This is a genomic window from Stenotrophomonas sp. PvP093, assembly GCF_017876915.1.
Taxonomy (GTDB): domain Bacteria; phylum Pseudomonadota; class Gammaproteobacteria; order Xanthomonadales; family Xanthomonadaceae; genus Stenotrophomonas; species Stenotrophomonas muris.
Genome location: NZ_JAGIOX010000001.1, coordinates 326,129 through 342,059 on the forward strand (window position 1 = coordinate 326,129; position 15,931 = coordinate 342,059).

A 15,931-nucleotide genomic window follows, 5' to 3' on the forward strand; every position below is an offset into this window, starting at 1 on the left:
TTACCGGCAAAGCCGGCCCCGGGACGGCTATGCTTGGCGGTTGACCCGTTGCCCTTCCGGAGGCCGCCATGACCGATTCCGCCCAGACCCCTGACGTCCCCCTGCTCGACGCCGTGCAGGCCCGCCTGCTGGGCTGCCTGGTGGAGAAGGAGGCGACCACCCCGGACACCTACCCGCTGACGGTCAACGCGGCCCAATCGGCGGCCAACCAGAAGACCGCGCGCGAGCCGGTGATGAACGTGGACGCTGGCAGCGTGCAGCACGCGCTGCGCCAGCTGGAGGCGTTGGGCCTGGCCCGCCAGCACTTCTCCTCGCGCGCCGATCGCTACGAACACCGCCTGCAGGCCGCGCTGGACCTGACCCGGCAGCAGACCGTGCTGCTGGCGCTGCTGCTGCTGCGCGGTCCACAGACGCTGGGCGAGCTGGTCACGCGCAGCGAGCGCCTGCACCGCTTCGCCGACACCGACGAAGCCCGCCATGCCATCGAGCGCCTGCAGCAGCGTGCCCTGCTGGTGGTGCTGCCGCGTGCCAGTGGCCAGCGCGAAGACCGCTACATGCACCTGCTGTGCGGCGAGGTGGATGGCGCGGCGCTGGCGGCGAAGTACGCCAGCAGCAGCGGCAGCAGCGATGCGGCCGACCCGGGCCTGGCCGAGCGCGTGGCCCAGCTGGAAGCGGCCGTGGCCGAGCTGCAGGCACAGCTGGCCGAACTGCGCGGTTGAGGCAATCTACTGGGGTCGGATCCCGCAAGGCGGGCTCTGACCCCAGTGCTATCCCGGGTTGCCGGCCAGCGGCCGGCACTACCGGATGTCCTGCCGATGCAGTGCAGACCAACTGTCGGCACCCATCATGATCAAACCTCGGCCGCGCCCGGCGTGGCATACAGCCGGCTCGGGCTGTCCACGCCCGGCAGCTGGATCACCCCGCGTTCCTGCATGCCCAGGCCCAGCAGGATCTTTCCGGACACCACGTTGTCCAGGTCGGTGATGCCATACAGATCGTGCAGGCCCAGCGCTCCGCGTGCATGCGCGAACACCGCCCGCGCTGCCTCGCTGGCATAGCCCTGCCCCGCGAATTCCGACAGCACCGCATAGCCAATATCCGGTCCCGGCAGGCCATCACGCCGCACCAGGCCGGCATTGCCCAGCCAGGCGCCATCGGACAGCCGCTCGATGGCGTACATGCCGAACCCGTTCAAGGCATAGCTGTGCAGCACGCGCAGCGCGATGTACTCCCGCGCCTGTTCCTCGCTGTGCACGTTGCGGTCGCCGATGAAGCGCACGAAGCCTGGATCATTGAGCAATGCCAGCATCGGCGCAGCATCCCGGTCTGGTTCCAGGCGGCGCAGCCGCAGGCGTTCGCTTTCGATGGGATGCATGGGTGGGCTCCGGAAGGAATACCTCGATTTTGCAACGCCAGCGCCCGCCGTGCAGCACGCTCAGGCCAAGTGGGCCACTACGATGCCCAGCCTAGCCACATGCCCCGTCACGCTGGCCGAACAGGATCGGCCAGTAGCGCACGCAGAGGCGATGGACGCATGCGGCGATCAGGCAGAACCCCATGCCCATCAGCGCCAACAGCAGCGGTGCGCCCCAGCGCAATCCCGGGTGCTGGATACGAGCCTTGGAAGGCATGCCGCCGGGATATAGCACCTGTACCTGTTCGCCGACCACGTACAGTGGTGCCCCGGTAGCAAAGGACGCGGTGAACTGAATCATCTGCCCCTGTGCGGTCTGGAACCTCACCACCGGGCGATGCAGGGTGATGTCACGTGCGGGCATCCCCTCCATTTCCGACCGGGCATCCTCTGCCTGGACGGCCACCACCGTTCCGGTTACGGAAACGGCCTTGCGCGCGAAACGCTGGACGTCCACGAACAGCCAGGCGGCGACCAGAAGGATCAGCAGGCCCACGGCAAAGAAAAACAGCAAAAAACATCTGAGGAGGGTGGGCATGGTGCTGGCCGGGTTGATCGATCAGCGTGCCGGTGCCGGCGCTGATCGAATGAAGGAAATATCGACATGGTAGTAGCGCGGATTGCCCGGCATGACATGGACATCCAGTTCACGCCCACTCACCTGTGCACGGGGATCGGCCCAGAGATACGCACTGTGGAAGACATGCCATCGAGTGGTTTCAGGATCGCGCCAGGCGCAGACGATGACGAACGGATGCCTTCCCCCCGAGAATACTCCGCGATCGCGCTTGATCGCCCGGACCTTGGCTTGCACCCGTGTCCCGTGGCGAAGGAGCTGCCTGCGCCGCCATGCCCTCGCCGCCTGCGGCAGGTGCAGAAGTCCCACCGCCAGCAAGAATGGGCCGCCGGTCACTCCCAGTATGACGCTCAGGCCCCAGGGTGATGAGAGCGAACGCACCAGGGCCTTGTCCGGGCGGTCCGGCAGGTACAGCACATCTACATGATCGCCCGTCATGTAGGCACGATGGCGGGTACGACCTGCGAAGAACCGCATCACTTGCCCGCTGCTGGTAGTGAAGTCCACCCAGTACAGGAACTTCACCCCTGAAGTACGCGAACCACCGCGATCAACGCTGACGGCATCCACATGGGTGATCCTGCCATCGGCAATGACCGCCGCATCGAGGAAGCGCCTGGCCCCAACGTAGGCCAGAAGCGCTGAAACAAGCAGGACCAGGCCCAGCCCGAGGAAGGTGCGGGTGAGAACAGCAGGGATATCGTTGGACACGATGAAAGGCACGGCGCGCACTTCGGGTGCGCTCACACTAGGCCTTAACCCGATGCAGGCTCAAGGCCAGAAGCGTCAATCGGACGGATTGGAATACCACTTTAGTGGCTTTTCGATCCTCAATCGAACAGCGCCTCGATCGCGGCCAACCCCGCCGTCGCGCGCTCCTTCTTCCGCGCCGCATCGGCCACCGGGTCCGCACCATCGCGCTGGATCTCCTCGGCCGGGATCTCATCGAAGAACCGGCTCGGCTTCAGCCGCACGTGCTCGCCAAACTTGCGCGTGAGCTTGCTGTAACTCATCCACAGCTGGATCTTGGCGCGGGTGATGCCCACGTACAGCAGGCGACGTTCTTCCTGCAGGTTGCCCTCGTCCAGGCTGACCTGGTGCGGCAGCACGCCGTCCTCGCAGCCGACGATGAACACGTACGGGAACTCCAGGCCCTTGGAGGCATGCATGGTCATCATGCGCACCTGGTTGCCGCCCTCGTCCTTGTCGCTGCGCGACAGCAGCGCCAGCTGTCCGGCCAGGTCGGCCGCAGTGGCACCGCGCGGGCCGCCCTCGAACCACTGCGCCAGTTCCTCGATGTTGTTGGCACGGCGCTGGTAACTGGCTTCTTCCTTGGCCTGCTGGCGAAGTTCGCTGAGCAGGCCGGACTCCTTGGCCACCTTGCGGATCATGTCGCCGGAACTGACCTGGCGCATCTGCGCACGCAGGTCGCGCAGGATGTCGGTGAAACGCGCCAGGCTGTTGGCCGCACGCGGCGGCAACTGCTGCAGGGCGCCGATCGCCTCGGCGGCCTGCGCCATCGGCATGTCTTTCTCCTGCGCCAGTTCGGCCAGCCTGGCCAGCGTGCCGGCACCGACATCGCGCTTGGGTGACTGCACCGCACGCATGAACGCGGTGTCGTCATCCGGGTTCACCAGCAGGCGCAGCCAGGCCAGCGTGTCCTTCACTTCCTGGCGCTCCAGGAACATGGTGCCGCCGGTCAGGTGATAGGGAATGCGCAGCAGCTGCATCGCCTTTTCCAGCGGGCGCGACTGGAAGTTGCCGCGGAACAGGATGCAGAAGTCACTCCACGGCACGTTGCGCGACTGCGCCACGAAGGCGATCTCGGCCGCGACCTTTTCCGCTTCATGTTCGCTGTTGCGGCATTCCCACACGCGGATGCGTTCGCCGTCGGCCTGGTCGCTCCACAGCTTCTTCAGGTGCTCATGCGGATTGTTGGCGATCAGCGCGTTGGCGGCGCGCAGCACGCGGTTGGAGCAGCGGTAGTTCTGCTCCAGCTTGATGATTTCCAGCGTGGGGTAATCGCGCCCCATCTGCTGCAGGTTTTCCGGGTTGGCGCCGCGCCAGGCGTAGATCGACTGGTCATCGTCGCCGACGCAGGTGAAGTTGCCCTTCTCACCGGCCAGCTGCTTGAGCAGGCGGTACTGCGCGTCGTTGGTGTCCTGGCATTCGTCCACCAGCAGGTAGCCGATGCGCTCGCGCCAGGCCAGCGCGATCTCCGGGTTCTCTTCCAGGATCTGCACCGGCAGGCGGATCAGGTCGTCGAAGTCGACCGCATTGAACGCGGTCAGCCGCAGCTGGTAGCGCTCGTAGACGCTGGCCGCTTCCTTCTCGCGGTTGCTGCGCGCGGCGGCCATCGCCTGTTCGGGCGACAGGCCAGCGTTCTTCGCGCGCGACACCAGGTTCTTCATGTCCTCGATGTCATCGGGCTTGGCGCCGTACATCAGGTCCTTGATCTGCGCGGCGGCATCATCGGCATCGAAGATCGAGAAACCGCGCTTCAGGCCCACGGCGGCATGTTCGATCTGCAGGAACTTCAGGCCCAGCGCATGGAAGGTACAGATGGTCACCTCGTCGGCGTCCTGCTCGCGCAGGCGCTTGGCCACGCGCTCGCGCATTTCCTTGGCCGACTTGTTGGTGAAGGTGATCGCAGCGATGCGGCGGGCCGGGTAGCGGCCACAGCCGATCAGGTGGGCAATCTTCTCCACGATCACGCGCGTCTTGCCGCTGCCGGCGCCGGCGAGCACCAGCAACGGGCCTTCAACGTGCAGGACCGCGGCAGCTTGGGGAGGATTCAGACCGTGCATGGGGACAGGATTGTAGCGGGGTGCCGGCAGGCCCACCTGACTTGCATGGCGCCCGCCCGTAAGGTATTGAATCGGCACCGGAACACAGGAGCGTGGTCCATGTCCCCGACTGTCATCGCCCGTCCGCTTGCGGCCGCCCTGCTCGGCCTGCTGGCCCTGCCTGCGGCCGGGTCCGGCCCGCCGCCGCGCACGGATGCCTATGAAGCGATCGTGCTGCAGTCGCACGAGTTCCTCGTCTACCATCCGGACCTGCGCTTCCGTGGGCTCGGCATGCAGGCCCGCGAACGGGGCCGCCACGAAGAAGCCCGCATCGACTTCCGCAATGCCGCGCGCTACGGCGACAAGCTGTCACAGGCAGCGCTGGCCGACATGCTCTGGAACGGGCAAGGCGGTCCGGTCGACCGCGCCCTGGGCTATGCATGGATGGACCTGGCGGCCGAGCGCGGCACCGAGTGGCTGGTGGTACAGCGCGAGCGCTTCTGGGAGGCGCTGTCCGCCGACGAGCGCGAGCGCGCGGTGCGCGAGGGCCGCGCGCTGTATGCCGAGTTCGGCGACCCGGCGGCGACGCCGCGGCTGGAACGTGAACTGCGCGCCGGCAGCATGCAGCAGACCGGCAGCCGCGCCGGCTGGAACGGCGCCATGCGCAGCCAGGGCCGTGGCGATGCCGGGCCGCGCGTGCTGCAACCGGAGAAGCACCAGCTGGCCCGTTACTGGGATCCGGTGGCCTACCGGCAATGGCAGGACGAGGCGTTGGCGAAGTCGGGGCGATGACGTTGGTTTTTTTCCATGGCCATGGCCAGGAGGGCGATCATGAAGGCGAAACACGCTCCACTCTGCCTGTTGCTGCTTCTGTCGACGGCCGCTGCCGTCGCCGCAAAGGAATGTCCGGTTGAGGCCCCGCGACGGATTCCGCCCACCGTCCTGACCGGAGGGTTTTTCGATTCGCACCCGGACCTCTTCTGGCGAAGCATGGCCCAACGGGCCGAACAGGATAAACAGCCCGCCAGGGCCCTGGTCTACTACAAACGCTCGGCACGCTACGCCGACAAGTTCTCCCAGGCAATGGTGGCAAGGCTGTACCAGGCGGGTATCGGCACTGCGCCGGACCCGGTGATGGCCTACATCTGGATGGACCTGGCCGCTGAGCGCATGTACCACGACTTCTTGGTCCTGCGGGAACACTACTGGGCACGCCTTGATCCGCTGCAGCAGGCACAGGCGATCGAGCGCGGCCAACAGGTATACGCCGACTATGGCGACCGCGTAGCCAAGCCCCGCATGGAACGGGCGCTCAGCGACGGGCGCCGGCAGATCACCGGCAGCCGCGTCGGCTACGTGAGCTCGGCCCTGGTCGTCGTGCAGCGCCGCGGCGACGAGCAGGGCATCGCAACACCAGGCAACATCGTCTACGACAACGACTACTGGAAGGCCGCCGACTACTGGTGCCTGCAGGACAACTACTGGCGGCCAGCGCTTGCGCCCAGCATCGAGATCGGTGCACCGCAGCAGATCCGCGACGGCGGGCCGGGTGGCGACTAGAATTGGCCGATGGCCAAGCTCTACTTCTACTATTCGGCGATGAACGCCGGCAAGACCACCACTCTGCTGCAGAGCGCACACAACTACCGCGAGCGCGGCATGCGGGTGGCGATCCTGACCCCGCGCCTGGACGACCGCGCCGGCGCCGGCGTGGTCGCCTCGCGGATCGGCCTGCGCGCCGATGGCATGGCCTTCGACCGCGATACCGACCTGCAGCGCTGGGTGGAGCAGGATCTGGCGGCCAACGGCCCGATGGGCTGCGTGCTGGTGGACGAGGCGCAGTTCCTGACCCGGGCCCAGGTCTGGCAGCTCAGCGAGGTAGTCGACCAGCTGCGAATTCCGGTGCTGTGCTACGGCCTGCGTACCGACTTCCGCGGCGAGCTGTTCGAGGGCAGCCAGTACCTGCTGGCCTGGGCCGACGAGATGCAGGAGATCAAGACCATCTGCCACAGCGGCAAGAAGGCGACCATGACCGTGCGCGTGGACGAGCATGGCCACGCCGTGCAGGACGGGCCGCAGGTGGAGATCGGTGGCAACGAGCGCTACGTGTCGGTCAGCCGTGCGGAGTTCAAGAAGATCACCCGCGGCGAAGGACGGATCGATCCGGCGCAGGCACCCCTGCCGCTGTAAGGGGTGTTCTTTTGCAGGGCTTGCAGTCCTGCACCTGCAGAGACAACAGCAACGGCAACAGCGGGCATTCCGTGGGATGGCGGGGCGGTGTCGGAGTGCGGGGACGCTGCAAGTACGTCCCTGTAAGCTTGGCAGCTGCATCCATGCGGCTGACACCCCGCACTCCGACACCGCCCCACCTCTGACAGTTGGCCGCGGCTGTTGGTAGGTGTCGACCTTGGTCGACACATCTGTCAGATATCGAATGAAATTCCGGGGTCAGATCCGTTTTCCTTCGTAAAACGGATCTGACCCCATGAGCAATTCCGACAGATCGCGGAGGTCTGTCGAAGGCGGGGTGGGTCCGGTGGCGGGAGTGTTCGCGGCATGGATGCCGCGACCAAGCCCCCAGGGAAGGGTTTACGGCGTCTCCCGCCGCCGGACCCACCCCGCCTACCCTCAGGAAACCAGCTTCTGCTTCGGCTGTTGCTGTTGCTCTGGCCTCTGCAGGTGCAGGGCTGCAAGCCCTGCAAACCCAACCCTCTCTTAGTACAGCGTGCGCTCCGGCGCACCCGCCGGCGGCGGGGTGTACTGGTACAGCCAGGTTTCCGTAAGCGTCTTGCCGCCACTGCGCAGGAACAGGCGGATGTCGATCTGCTCGGTACTGCCTTCCGGCGGCACCAGGTCGAACATCGCGCGATAGCCGTTGATCTCGCGCAGCGGGCGCGCCGACACGATCTCGACCCGGCCACGGCTGGCTTCCACCACCGCCTCGACCTCACCCTTGTCGATCAGGCTGGCCAGCTCGCCCCCTTCGAAGTCCACCGCGAAGCGCCAGCTGAAGTACTCGCGCTTCTTGCCGACCACACCGCCCAGGCCGGTGCGGCTGGCCACGCAGTGCGCCAGCGGCGGGCGCGCCGGCGGTTCGGCGCCCCAGTACAGGCGGTAGCCGACCAGCAGCTCCTGGCCCGGCTGCGGCTTTTCCTTCGGGTTCCAGAACGCCACGATGTTGTCGAACGTCTCGTCCACGGTGGGAATCTCCACCAGCTGCACCGAGCCCTCGCCCCATTCGCCCTTCGGCTCCACCCACAGGCACGGGCGCTTCTCGTAGAACACGCCGTCGTCCTGGTAATGGTCGAAATTGCGGTCGCGCTGCAGCAGGCCGAAGCCGCGCGGGTTGCGGTCCACGAACATGTTGAAGCGCAGGTTGCGCGGGTTCAGCAGCGGCCGCCAGATCCATTCGCCAGCGCCGGTCCACAGCGACAGGCCATCGGTATCGTGGATCTCCGGGCGCCAGTCCCATGCCATGCGGCGGTCGTTCTCGCCCACCTGGTACATGCTGGTGCACGGTGCGATGCCGAGCCGCTCGATCGGCTTGCGCGGGTACAGCGCGCTGTCGATGTCCATCAGCAGCACGTCGCCATTGGTGATCGCGAAGCGATAGGCGCCAGCCACGCTGGGTGAATCCAGCAGGCCGTAGACCACGATCGTGTCCGAATCAGCCGATGGCTGTTCCAGGTAGTAGGCGATGAAATCCGGGAATTCCTCCGGCTTGCCCATCCCGGTGTCGATCGCCAGGCCGCGCGCGGACTGGCCGTACTGGCCTTCCTTGCCGACCGCGCGGAAGTAGCTGGCGCCGAGGAAGGCGGCGAAGTCGCGGTCAGTGTCCTTGCGGGTGTTCAGGCGGAAGCCGGCGAAGCCGAGGTCGGCCGGCAGCTCGCCATCCTTGATGCCGCTCTTGCCGTAGTTGAACGCCGCGCCGTCATAGGCCAGCTCCTGCGCCTTGCCGTCGACCACGTCGAACATGCGCACCGGCGAATGGAAGTACAGGCCCAGGTGGAAGAACTTGGCCTGGAACTTGCCGGTCTGGTCGGCCCACAGCGCATGGTCCTGGCGGTAGCCGATCGACTGGTACTGGTCCCAGTCCAGTCCTTCCAGACGGCCCGGCAGCACCCGCTTGTGGCTCTTGTAGGGCGCCTGCGCCAGCGCGCGCGCCTGGCCCTTCAGGGTAGCGAAGTCGAACGGTTGCGGCTGGCCGAGGCGGCGCAGGCCCATCTGGCCGCTCCTGCTGGCCGCGCACGCGGGCAGGGACGGCAGGCCGAATGCAGCCAGGGCGAGGGAGGCATTGCGGATGAAGTCGCGTCGTTGCATGCAGGCGCGTCAGGCACAGGGAGGAAGGTCGGCCATCATAGGCAGACAAACGTTAACGGGCAGCGGAGACGCGCCCTGCCCGTTCAGCTGCCGCTGGCAGCGGCTCAGCGCTGGCAGTGGCTGCACCAGACGCTGGCGCGCTGGCCGATGGTGGCGTGCTTCAGCGCGCGGCCACAGTTCGGGCAGGGCAGCCCGTCACGGCCGTACACCAGCAGTTCCTGTTCGAAGTAGCCCGGCGCGCCATCGGGGCTGATGAAATCGCGCAGGGTGGTGCCGCCACGGGTGATGGCATAGCCCAGGATCTCCTTCACCGCGTCGGCCAGCCGCTGGTAGCGTTCGCGCGAGATCTTCCCAGCCTCGCGCAGCGGACTGATGCCGGCCTTGAACAGGCTCTCGGCGGCGTAGATGTTGCCCACGCCCACCACCACCGCCTGGTCCATCAGGAAGGTCTTCACCGGCGCACTGCGGCCACGGCTGCGCGCAAACAGGTAGTCGCCGTCGAATCCCTCGTCCAGTGGCTCCGGGCCCAGCCCCTGCAGCAGCGGGTGGATCTCACCGGCGGGCTGCCAGAGCAGGCTGCCGAATCGGCGCGGGTCGTTGAAGCGCAGCAGGCGGCCGTTGTCCAGACTGATATCCACATGGTCGTGGGCGCGCAGCGGTGTGTCACCGGGCAGCACGCGCAGGCTGCCGGACATGCCCAGGTGCAGCACCGCGCTGCCGATGGCGGTATCCAGCAGCAGGTACTTGGCGCGCCGGCGGATGTCCTCGATGCGCTGCCCCGGCAGCAGCTCGGCCACTTCCGGTGGAATCGGCCAGCGCAGGTCGGCGCGGCGCAGGATCACGCCATGCACGCGGCGGCCCTGCAGGTGCGGCGCCAGGCCGCGGCGGGTGGTTTCGACTTCGGGCAGTTCAGGCATGCAGGGATTCTATCCCCGCTCTGCGGCCGGCACCTGGCCGTCGATGCCGGGGAATGATCCCCGGCATCGACCGGTGTCAGGCGTCCTGCCCGGCGCGCGCAGGCTCCGCCGGAACCGGTGCCGCCGCGGCGGAACGGTCCGGGAACAGCGACGGCAGCGTTTCCACGAACCGGGCCAGGCACTGGTCGCTGTAGCGCTCGGCCGTCTGCTTGACCAACGCATAGTCGTCGGCCTGCCAGGCTTCCAGGGGTGCGGCCACCGGTGCGTCGACCTGGCACTGCACGCCTTCGCCACCGACCAGGCGCAACAGCTTGCGGGTATACGGGAAGCCGACGTGCTGGGTCTGGCGCAGCTCGTACTGGGTATCGGCATCGCCCAGTTCCTTGTAGATCAGGGTGAAGCCATCGGCGGTGATCTGCACAGGCCGTACCTCTGCCGGCACAGCGCCCGGATGCGCGGTGAAGTACTCGGCCAGGCGCCTGCGCACCTGGTCCTGCAGGTAACCGAAGGCCGGGTTCGGAACGGTCTCCACCCGGGTTCCCTTCAGCTGGTCCTTCTTGAACGAGCTGCCGCCGAGCGTGCCGGAAAACAATGACACGGCAACCTGCGCGGCCACCAGCTTGCCGGTGGTGGAACGCTGCACCAGGCGCAGCGTCTTGTCGCCGACTGGCTGGCCATCCGCGCCCATCTGCAGCTTTACGCTCACCGGCACCCGGCTTTCCCAGGCAGGCAGCTCCGCCACGGCGGCGACAACGCCGGCATCAGCGGCGGGAACGTCTGCAGCCGTCGCCGTGTCGGACGGGGCGGTCGGGGGTGGCTCATTGGCCAGCACAGGCGAGGCGATGACGAGGCTGCCGAGCAGCGCGGCCGCCAGCAGGGGTGGGTTCGATTTCATGGGGGATCCTTGGGTCGTGTCGGGCCAGTGCAGACGATTCCGTTCGGCATCGATCATCGCAATGGCACCGCACTCCCTTCCATGTCCTTCCCCCTACCGCGATCCATCGCGGTCGACATGCCAGATCGCCTTACCCGTGCGGATCGACCGGTACCCGGGATCGCGTCGAACCCACCATCGGCAGCACGCCGGGAATCTTTAGCGCGGAGGCGCCGCCAGTTCGCGCGCATCCAGGAAACCATCACCGTTGGCATCCTGCTTGTGGAAGCGCTGCACGATCACCTGCCGCTGCTGCTCGCGGCTGATCGCCCTGCCCTTGCCACCGGGCAGCTCCTCGGCCGTCAGCACACCATCACCGTTGCGGTCCATGCGGTCGAAGGCATACAGCATCCACTGCACGTACTCGGCCTCGCTGACCCTGCCGTCGCCATCGCTGTCCATCCGCTGCAGATAGCTGGCGGTGTCGGTGACCTGGGCCAGCGCCGCGCCCGGCAGCAGTGCCGCCAGCAGAAGCCCGTACCCTGCCCTCATGCGCCCACCGGGCTGTAGCCCTTCAAGCGTGCGGCGTAGGCCTGCAACGCCGCGATACCGCTTTCCTCGGCCTCGCGGCACCACGCCTGCAACTGGTGCAGGCGCTCGGCGGCGTCGTGGCCTCGGGCTTCCAGCAACGCCGCCAGCCGCGCGCGGTACTCGACCAGGGTGCGGATGCGCGGGCGCTGTGCCACCCATGCGCTGAGCTGGGCACGGCTGTCCGGCTTCAGCCAGCGACCATCGTTGACCAGTCCACGGCGCAGCCGGCGCGGCAGCAGGCGGCGCAGCTTGGCTCCGGCCTGGGCGGCTTCCTCGCGCAGGGCCGGCATGAACACATTGCGCTGGTAGTCGGTCATCGCCTGGAAGCGATGCGACAGCAGCGCCTTAAGGGTCTCGGCATCGGGCACGGCGATGTTCGGACGCACGTCCATGGCCGGTGCCACCCGCAGCACCTTGGCCAGGCGCAGCGCCTGCAGCAGGCGGATCGCACTCCAGCCGATGTCGAATTCCCAGCGCCGCATCGCGAAGCGCGCCGAGCTGGGGAAGGCATGGTGGTTGTTGTGCAGCTCCTCGCCACCGATCCAGAACCCCCACGGCGTGAGATTGGTGGAGGTATCGGCAGACTCGTAGTTGCGGTAGCCCCACCAGTGGCCCAGGCCGTTGACCACGCCGGCCGCCCAGAACGGGATCCATGCCATCTGGATCGCCCACAGGGCCACGCCGGGCAGGCCGAACAGCACGCTGTTGATCACCAGCAGCAGCACCGGGCCCAGCGTGGCGTGCGGGGTATACAGGTGGCGCTCGATCGCATCGTCCGGGGTACCGCGCCCGTACTGTTCGATGTCCGCGCGCATGCCGCGTGCCTCCCGGTACAGCTCCACGCCGTGCCAGAACACCCTGCCGATGCCGCGGGTGACCGGGCTGTGCGGGTCGTCCTCGGTCTCCACCTTGGCGTGGTGCTTGCGATGGATGGTCACCCACTCGCGGGTGATCATCGAGGTGGTCAGCCACAGCCAGAAACGGAACACGTGGGCCAGCGCCGGGTGGAAATCGACCCCGCGATGGGCCTGGCTGCGGTGCAGGTACAGGGTCACCGAGAAGATGGTGATCTGGGTGAAGACCAGCAGCACTGCCAGCATGGCCCACCACCCCAGGCCGAGCACACCACCGGTCAACAGGGACATCAGGGCATCAGGCATGACGGCTCTCCGGATCGACGCGGGGATGGCAGACATGATGGCCGCTTGCGTTGCAAACTGCATCCCTGCGGCGATGTATCGCATCGCCATCCGTGGCACCGTTCACAGTTGGGGACCTGAGTTGTCGAGCCTTGATCCACGCGCCAGCGCCATGACCGCCGCCCCGCCCGTCGCGGAGCTGCCCCCCTTGATCGAACTGGACCGCGCCACCGTGGTGCGCGGCCAGGTGAAGGTGCTGCACGGGCTCAGCCTGCGCATCGCGCAGGGCCAGCACACCGCCCTGCTCGGCCCCAACGGCTGCGGCAAATCCACCTTCATCAAGCTGATCACCCGCGAACTGTATCCACTGGCGCAGGGCGACGGCACGGTGGCGGTGAAGGTGCTGGGCCAGAACCGCTGGCAGGTGGACCGGCTGCGCTCGCAGCTGGGCATCGTCACCGGCGACCTCAGCAGCAACCTGGCCGACATGCCCGGCCTGACCGTGGAACAGGCGGTGCTGTCCGGCTTCTTCGCCAGCTACGTGGTGCCGGCCTTCCGCGAGGTGACCGCCGACATGCGTGCACGCGTCGGTGAAACGCTGGCGATGACCGGCGCCCTGACGCTGCGCGAGCGCGCCTATGCCGAGCTGTCGGCCGGCGAGACCCGCCGCGTGCTGATCGCCCGCGCGCTGGTCAATCGACCGCAGGCACTGCTGCTGGACGAACCCTCCACCGGGCTGGACCTGGTCGCCCGCGAGCAGCTGGTGGCGACCATGCGGGTGCTGGCGCAGCAGGGCATCACCCTGGTGCTGGTGACCCACCACATCGAAGAGATCATTCCCGAGATCGAGCGCGTGGTGCTGCTGCGCGATGGTCGCGTACTGGCCGACGGCACCCGCGCCGAGCTGCTGCGCAACGAACCGCTGTCGGCGGTGTTCGGCGGCGCGATCACCGTATGCGAGCAGGAAGGCCGGCTGACCGCGTACGCGGGGTGATCGACATGCCACTGTAGAGCCGAGCCGATGCTCGGCTGCTCCTGATCACGACAAACAGCAGCCGGGCATCGGCTCGGCTCTACAGGATGCAATGCAGCGGGCCGGATATCCCGGCCCGCCACCGCCGTGCTCAGAACCGCAACGCCAGCGCGCGCGACTCGATCGGTGCCATCCGGCTCTGGTCCTGCAGCTGCAGGTCGCGCAGTTCGTACGGCGCACCGAAACCGGCCGGCAATGCGGCCTGGTCGAACGGCAGCACCAGCTGGCCTGCACCGGGGCCATCGAACCACGCCGCCGCATGTGCCTGCGCGACCGGCTTCAACTGGCCATCGCGGGCCGTGGCGTACAGCGTGCCGCGTGCTTCGTAGCGGCCAGCGGCGGCCACCTGCAGCGGCAGTGCCACCTGGCGGCTGGACGGGTCCGGTGCCGCCTGGCCACTGAAGCGCGCGGTCGGCCGTGCCACCGCGAAAGCCACCTTGCCGTCGCGCAGCACGCCATCGGCCTGGGCGAACACCTGCAGTTCCCACAGCCCCTGCACGCTGCCGAGATCGGCGGGGATGCGCACCTGCGCGCGCAGGCTGCCGTCGGTGGTGCGCAGCAGGCGCTGCGGCCAGCTGCGGCCATCCGGTGCGACCAGCAGGGCTTCACCGCCCAGGCCGCCACGGCGCGATGCCAGCTGCGCGGTGGTGGCGCCGTCTTCCAGCAGGCGTGCCTGCAGCTGCACGTTGCCACCAGCCAGCACCTGCGCCTGGTTGGCCTGCACTTCCAGCCGCAGCGGGCTGTTCGGCTCAAGCACCTGCACCACATAGCGGCCCTGCGCCTGCGTGCTCTGCAGCGTGTACGCACCGGCCGAACTGGTCGCGCCGGTGCGCAGCATGCTGCTGCCATCACTCACCGGCATGCCGGCATCCTGCAGCGCGCGCGCATCGACACTGCGGGCCACGCTGCTGCGGCCGGCCGGGTCGCGCACCTGCAGGGTGTTGGCCGGCAGCGCGCGGGCACCTGCGGCCGGGCTCAGCTGGATCACCGCATCGGGCGCCGTCAGCGGCAGGTCCAGGCCGCGTTGCAGCTGCGTGCCATCGACCTGCTGCCAGTAGCTGCGGCTGACCGAGGCATACGGCATGGCCGCCTGCAGCGGTTGTGCCGGGTCCAGCGCCCAGGCAAAGGACAGCGGCGCGTGCTCGCTTTCATCGGCGGGCAGCGGCGCGGCCACCAGTGCGGCAGGCACCTGATCGCCCGCGCGGGCGGCCTGCAGCGGCTGCTTGGCCTGCGCTGCGGAAAGGGACAGCACGGCCAGCAAAGCACTGGCCAGCAGGGTGGAATGGTTCGTCATGGTCATCTCCCTCACTGGTTCAGGTCGTTGCGCAGCAGGGTGCCGAGGCCGAAGCACTCGCGCCGGCTCTGGTTGTGGCTGAGTGGTTCGGCGCCCTGGGTGCGTGCCTTGTCGGTGAACCAGGTGGTGCCGGCAGCCTTCTGGCTGCTGCACTCCAGGAAGCCATCGGAGCAGGACGACAGCCAGTTCTGGGTGAACTCCAGGCCGACATTGGCGGCGTAGCCACCGCAGTAACTGTTGCTGTCCCACACCGCCGATTCCACATCGCTGCCGACCACCGCACGGAACGGTTTGGGCAGCGCCGGGCGACCGGCCGTGCCGTACAGGTTCTGCGCGTTGTAGGTGGCCATGCTCGCCACCTGCTGCTGGCGTACCGCGTCGTTCTTGTAGCCCAGCAGCCAGCCCAGCGACGTTTCGAAGGTATTGCCGTTGAGCACTGCATCGGCCAGCGGTGTACCGGCCGAGGACGGAGCCAGCGCATTGACCTTGCGCACCGTGCGGATGATCTTCGGATAGCGGCTGTCGTAGGTCGGGTTGGACAGGATCCAGCGCATCACATTGCCGCCGTTGGAGTGGGTGATCACCACCAGCTGGGTGATGCCACGGCTGTCGATGAAGCTGGTCAACTGGTTGGCCAGGCAGCCGGCGGCTTCCGGCTTCCACATGTACTGGGTGAAGTCACAGTTGATGACGACGTAGTTGCTGCTGTTCGGCAGGCCCTGGCGCACGGTGTCGATGATCGCCGGCTGCCAGTAGTCCTGGGTGGCATTGGTCTGCGCGCCGGTGCCATGCACGAAGGCCACGCCAACCACGTCGGCGGCCTGCGTCGGCGCGATTGCCAGCCCGAGGAGCAGGGCCAGGACGGTACTTCCTGTTGCGGTGCTGCGCATCGCTTCTCTCCCTCTGTCAGCGGATCCCCCCGACCCGGCTGGAACTGGACGGCCTCTCGACCCCGTTGTGTCGATGCTCGCGGCGCAGGCGCGTGA

Annotated in this window: 16 protein-coding genes; 5 read left to right on the forward strand and 11 right to left on the reverse strand. The window is 67.6% G+C overall.

The window, feature by feature from the left end:
* The first annotated feature begins 68 nt into the window (after nt 1-68).
* Nucleotides 69-719 (forward strand): DUF480 domain-containing protein, encoded by a 651-nt coding sequence (locus J3A72_RS01495; RefSeq protein ID WP_014645449.1) that lies wholly within the window; start codon nt 69-71, stop codon nt 717-719.
* 131 nt (nt 720-850) lie between these two features.
* Here the strand turns inward: J3A72_RS01495 and J3A72_RS01500 are convergent, their stop codons facing one another.
* The 4 genes from J3A72_RS01500 to J3A72_RS01515 all read right to left on the reverse strand — a co-directional run bounded on the left by J3A72_RS01500 (nt 851) and on the right by J3A72_RS01515 (nt 4,798).
* Nucleotides 851-1,375 carry a GNAT family N-acetyltransferase gene (locus J3A72_RS01500; RefSeq protein WP_075075924.1) on the reverse strand — a complete coding sequence of 175 codons (525 nt, stop codon included), beginning with the start codon at nt 1,373-1,375 and terminating at the stop codon, nt 851-853.
* A 91-nt stretch (nt 1,376-1,466) separates the two neighbouring features.
* A complete protein-coding gene (locus J3A72_RS01505) occupies nt 1,467-1,952 on the reverse strand; it encodes a DUF3592 domain-containing protein (protein ID WP_080469265.1) in 486 nt (161 codons plus the stop codon).
* 21 nt (nt 1,953-1,973) lie between these two features.
* Nucleotides 1,974-2,738, reverse strand: coding sequence for a DUF3592 domain-containing protein (locus J3A72_RS01510; RefSeq protein ID WP_075075926.1), 765 nt, complete (start codon nt 2,736-2,738; stop codon nt 1,974-1,976).
* 83 nt (nt 2,739-2,821) lie between these two features.
* The gene (locus J3A72_RS01515) at nt 2,822-4,798 is read right to left on the reverse strand and encodes a UvrD-helicase domain-containing protein (RefSeq protein ID WP_075075960.1); all 1,977 of its coding nucleotides are present in this window, start codon (nt 4,796-4,798) and stop codon (nt 2,822-2,824) included.
* Nucleotides 4,799-4,897: 99 nt separating this feature from the next.
* Between J3A72_RS01515 and J3A72_RS01520 the strand changes: the two genes are divergently transcribed.
* The 3 genes from J3A72_RS01520 (at nt 4,898) to J3A72_RS01530 (ending at nt 6,967) form a co-directional block, all read left to right on the forward strand.
* A complete protein-coding gene (locus J3A72_RS01520) occupies nt 4,898-5,569 on the forward strand; it encodes an SEL1-like repeat protein (protein WP_046427660.1) in 672 nt (223 codons plus the stop codon).
* Between the two features lie 198 nt (nt 5,570-5,767).
* Entirely contained in the window at nt 5,768-6,337 is a 570-nt protein-coding gene (locus tag J3A72_RS01525) for a hypothetical protein (protein ID WP_235650296.1), read from the forward strand.
* Nucleotides 6,338-6,346: 9 nt separating this feature from the next.
* The gene (locus J3A72_RS01530; RefSeq protein ID WP_005421101.1) at nt 6,347-6,967 is read left to right on the forward strand and encodes a thymidine kinase; all 621 of its coding nucleotides are present in this window, start codon (nt 6,347-6,349) and stop codon (nt 6,965-6,967) included.
* 525 nt (nt 6,968-7,492) lie between these two features.
* On the opposite strand, the gene J3A72_RS01535 is transcribed toward J3A72_RS01530, so the two are convergent.
* The 5 genes from J3A72_RS01535 to J3A72_RS01555 all read right to left on the reverse strand — a co-directional run bounded on the left by J3A72_RS01535 (nt 7,493) and on the right by J3A72_RS01555 (nt 12,639).
* Nucleotides 7,493-9,097, reverse strand: a complete 1,605-nt coding sequence (locus tag J3A72_RS01535) for a glucan biosynthesis protein D (RefSeq protein WP_075075928.1) — start codon at nt 9,095-9,097, stop codon at nt 7,493-7,495.
* A 104-nt stretch (nt 9,098-9,201) separates the two neighbouring features.
* The gene (gene mutM, locus J3A72_RS01540) at nt 9,202-10,014 is read right to left on the reverse strand and encodes a bifunctional DNA-formamidopyrimidine glycosylase/DNA-(apurinic or apyrimidinic site) lyase (protein ID WP_014645439.1); all 813 of its coding nucleotides are present in this window, start codon (nt 10,012-10,014) and stop codon (nt 9,202-9,204) included.
* A 76-nt stretch (nt 10,015-10,090) separates the two neighbouring features.
* The gene (locus J3A72_RS01545) at nt 10,091-10,909 is read right to left on the reverse strand and encodes a hypothetical protein (RefSeq protein WP_075075929.1); all 819 of its coding nucleotides are present in this window, start codon (nt 10,907-10,909) and stop codon (nt 10,091-10,093) included.
* A gap of 198 nt (nt 10,910-11,107) precedes the next feature.
* Nucleotides 11,108-11,440, reverse strand: coding sequence for a hypothetical protein (locus J3A72_RS01550; RefSeq protein WP_014645437.1), 333 nt, complete (start codon nt 11,438-11,440; stop codon nt 11,108-11,110).
* Nucleotides 11,437-12,639, reverse strand: coding sequence for a fatty acid desaturase (locus J3A72_RS01555; RefSeq protein WP_075075930.1), 1,203 nt, complete (start codon nt 12,637-12,639; stop codon nt 11,437-11,439). The genes J3A72_RS01550 and J3A72_RS01555 overlap by 4 nt, the downstream gene beginning before the upstream one ends.
* A gap of 151 nt (nt 12,640-12,790) precedes the next feature.
* Here J3A72_RS01555 and J3A72_RS01560 point away from each other — a divergent pair, with 151 nt between their 5' ends.
* Nucleotides 12,791-13,612 carry an ATP-binding cassette domain-containing protein gene (locus J3A72_RS01560; RefSeq protein WP_032962356.1) on the forward strand — a complete coding sequence of 274 codons (822 nt, stop codon included), beginning with the start codon at nt 12,791-12,793 and terminating at the stop codon, nt 13,610-13,612.
* Between the two features lie 130 nt (nt 13,613-13,742).
* Here the strand turns inward: J3A72_RS01560 and J3A72_RS01565 are convergent, their stop codons facing one another.
* Together J3A72_RS01565 and J3A72_RS01570 are read right to left on the reverse strand one after the other, a co-directional pair.
* Complete coding sequence (locus tag J3A72_RS01565) at nt 13,743-14,945, reverse strand: DUF4785 domain-containing protein (RefSeq protein WP_075075961.1); 1,203 nt, start codon at nt 14,943-14,945, stop codon at nt 13,743-13,745.
* A gap of 11 nt (nt 14,946-14,956) precedes the next feature.
* The gene (locus J3A72_RS01570) at nt 14,957-15,835 is read right to left on the reverse strand and encodes a hypothetical protein (protein WP_075075931.1); all 879 of its coding nucleotides are present in this window, start codon (nt 15,833-15,835) and stop codon (nt 14,957-14,959) included.
* Nucleotides 15,836-15,931: the final 96 nt, after the last annotated feature.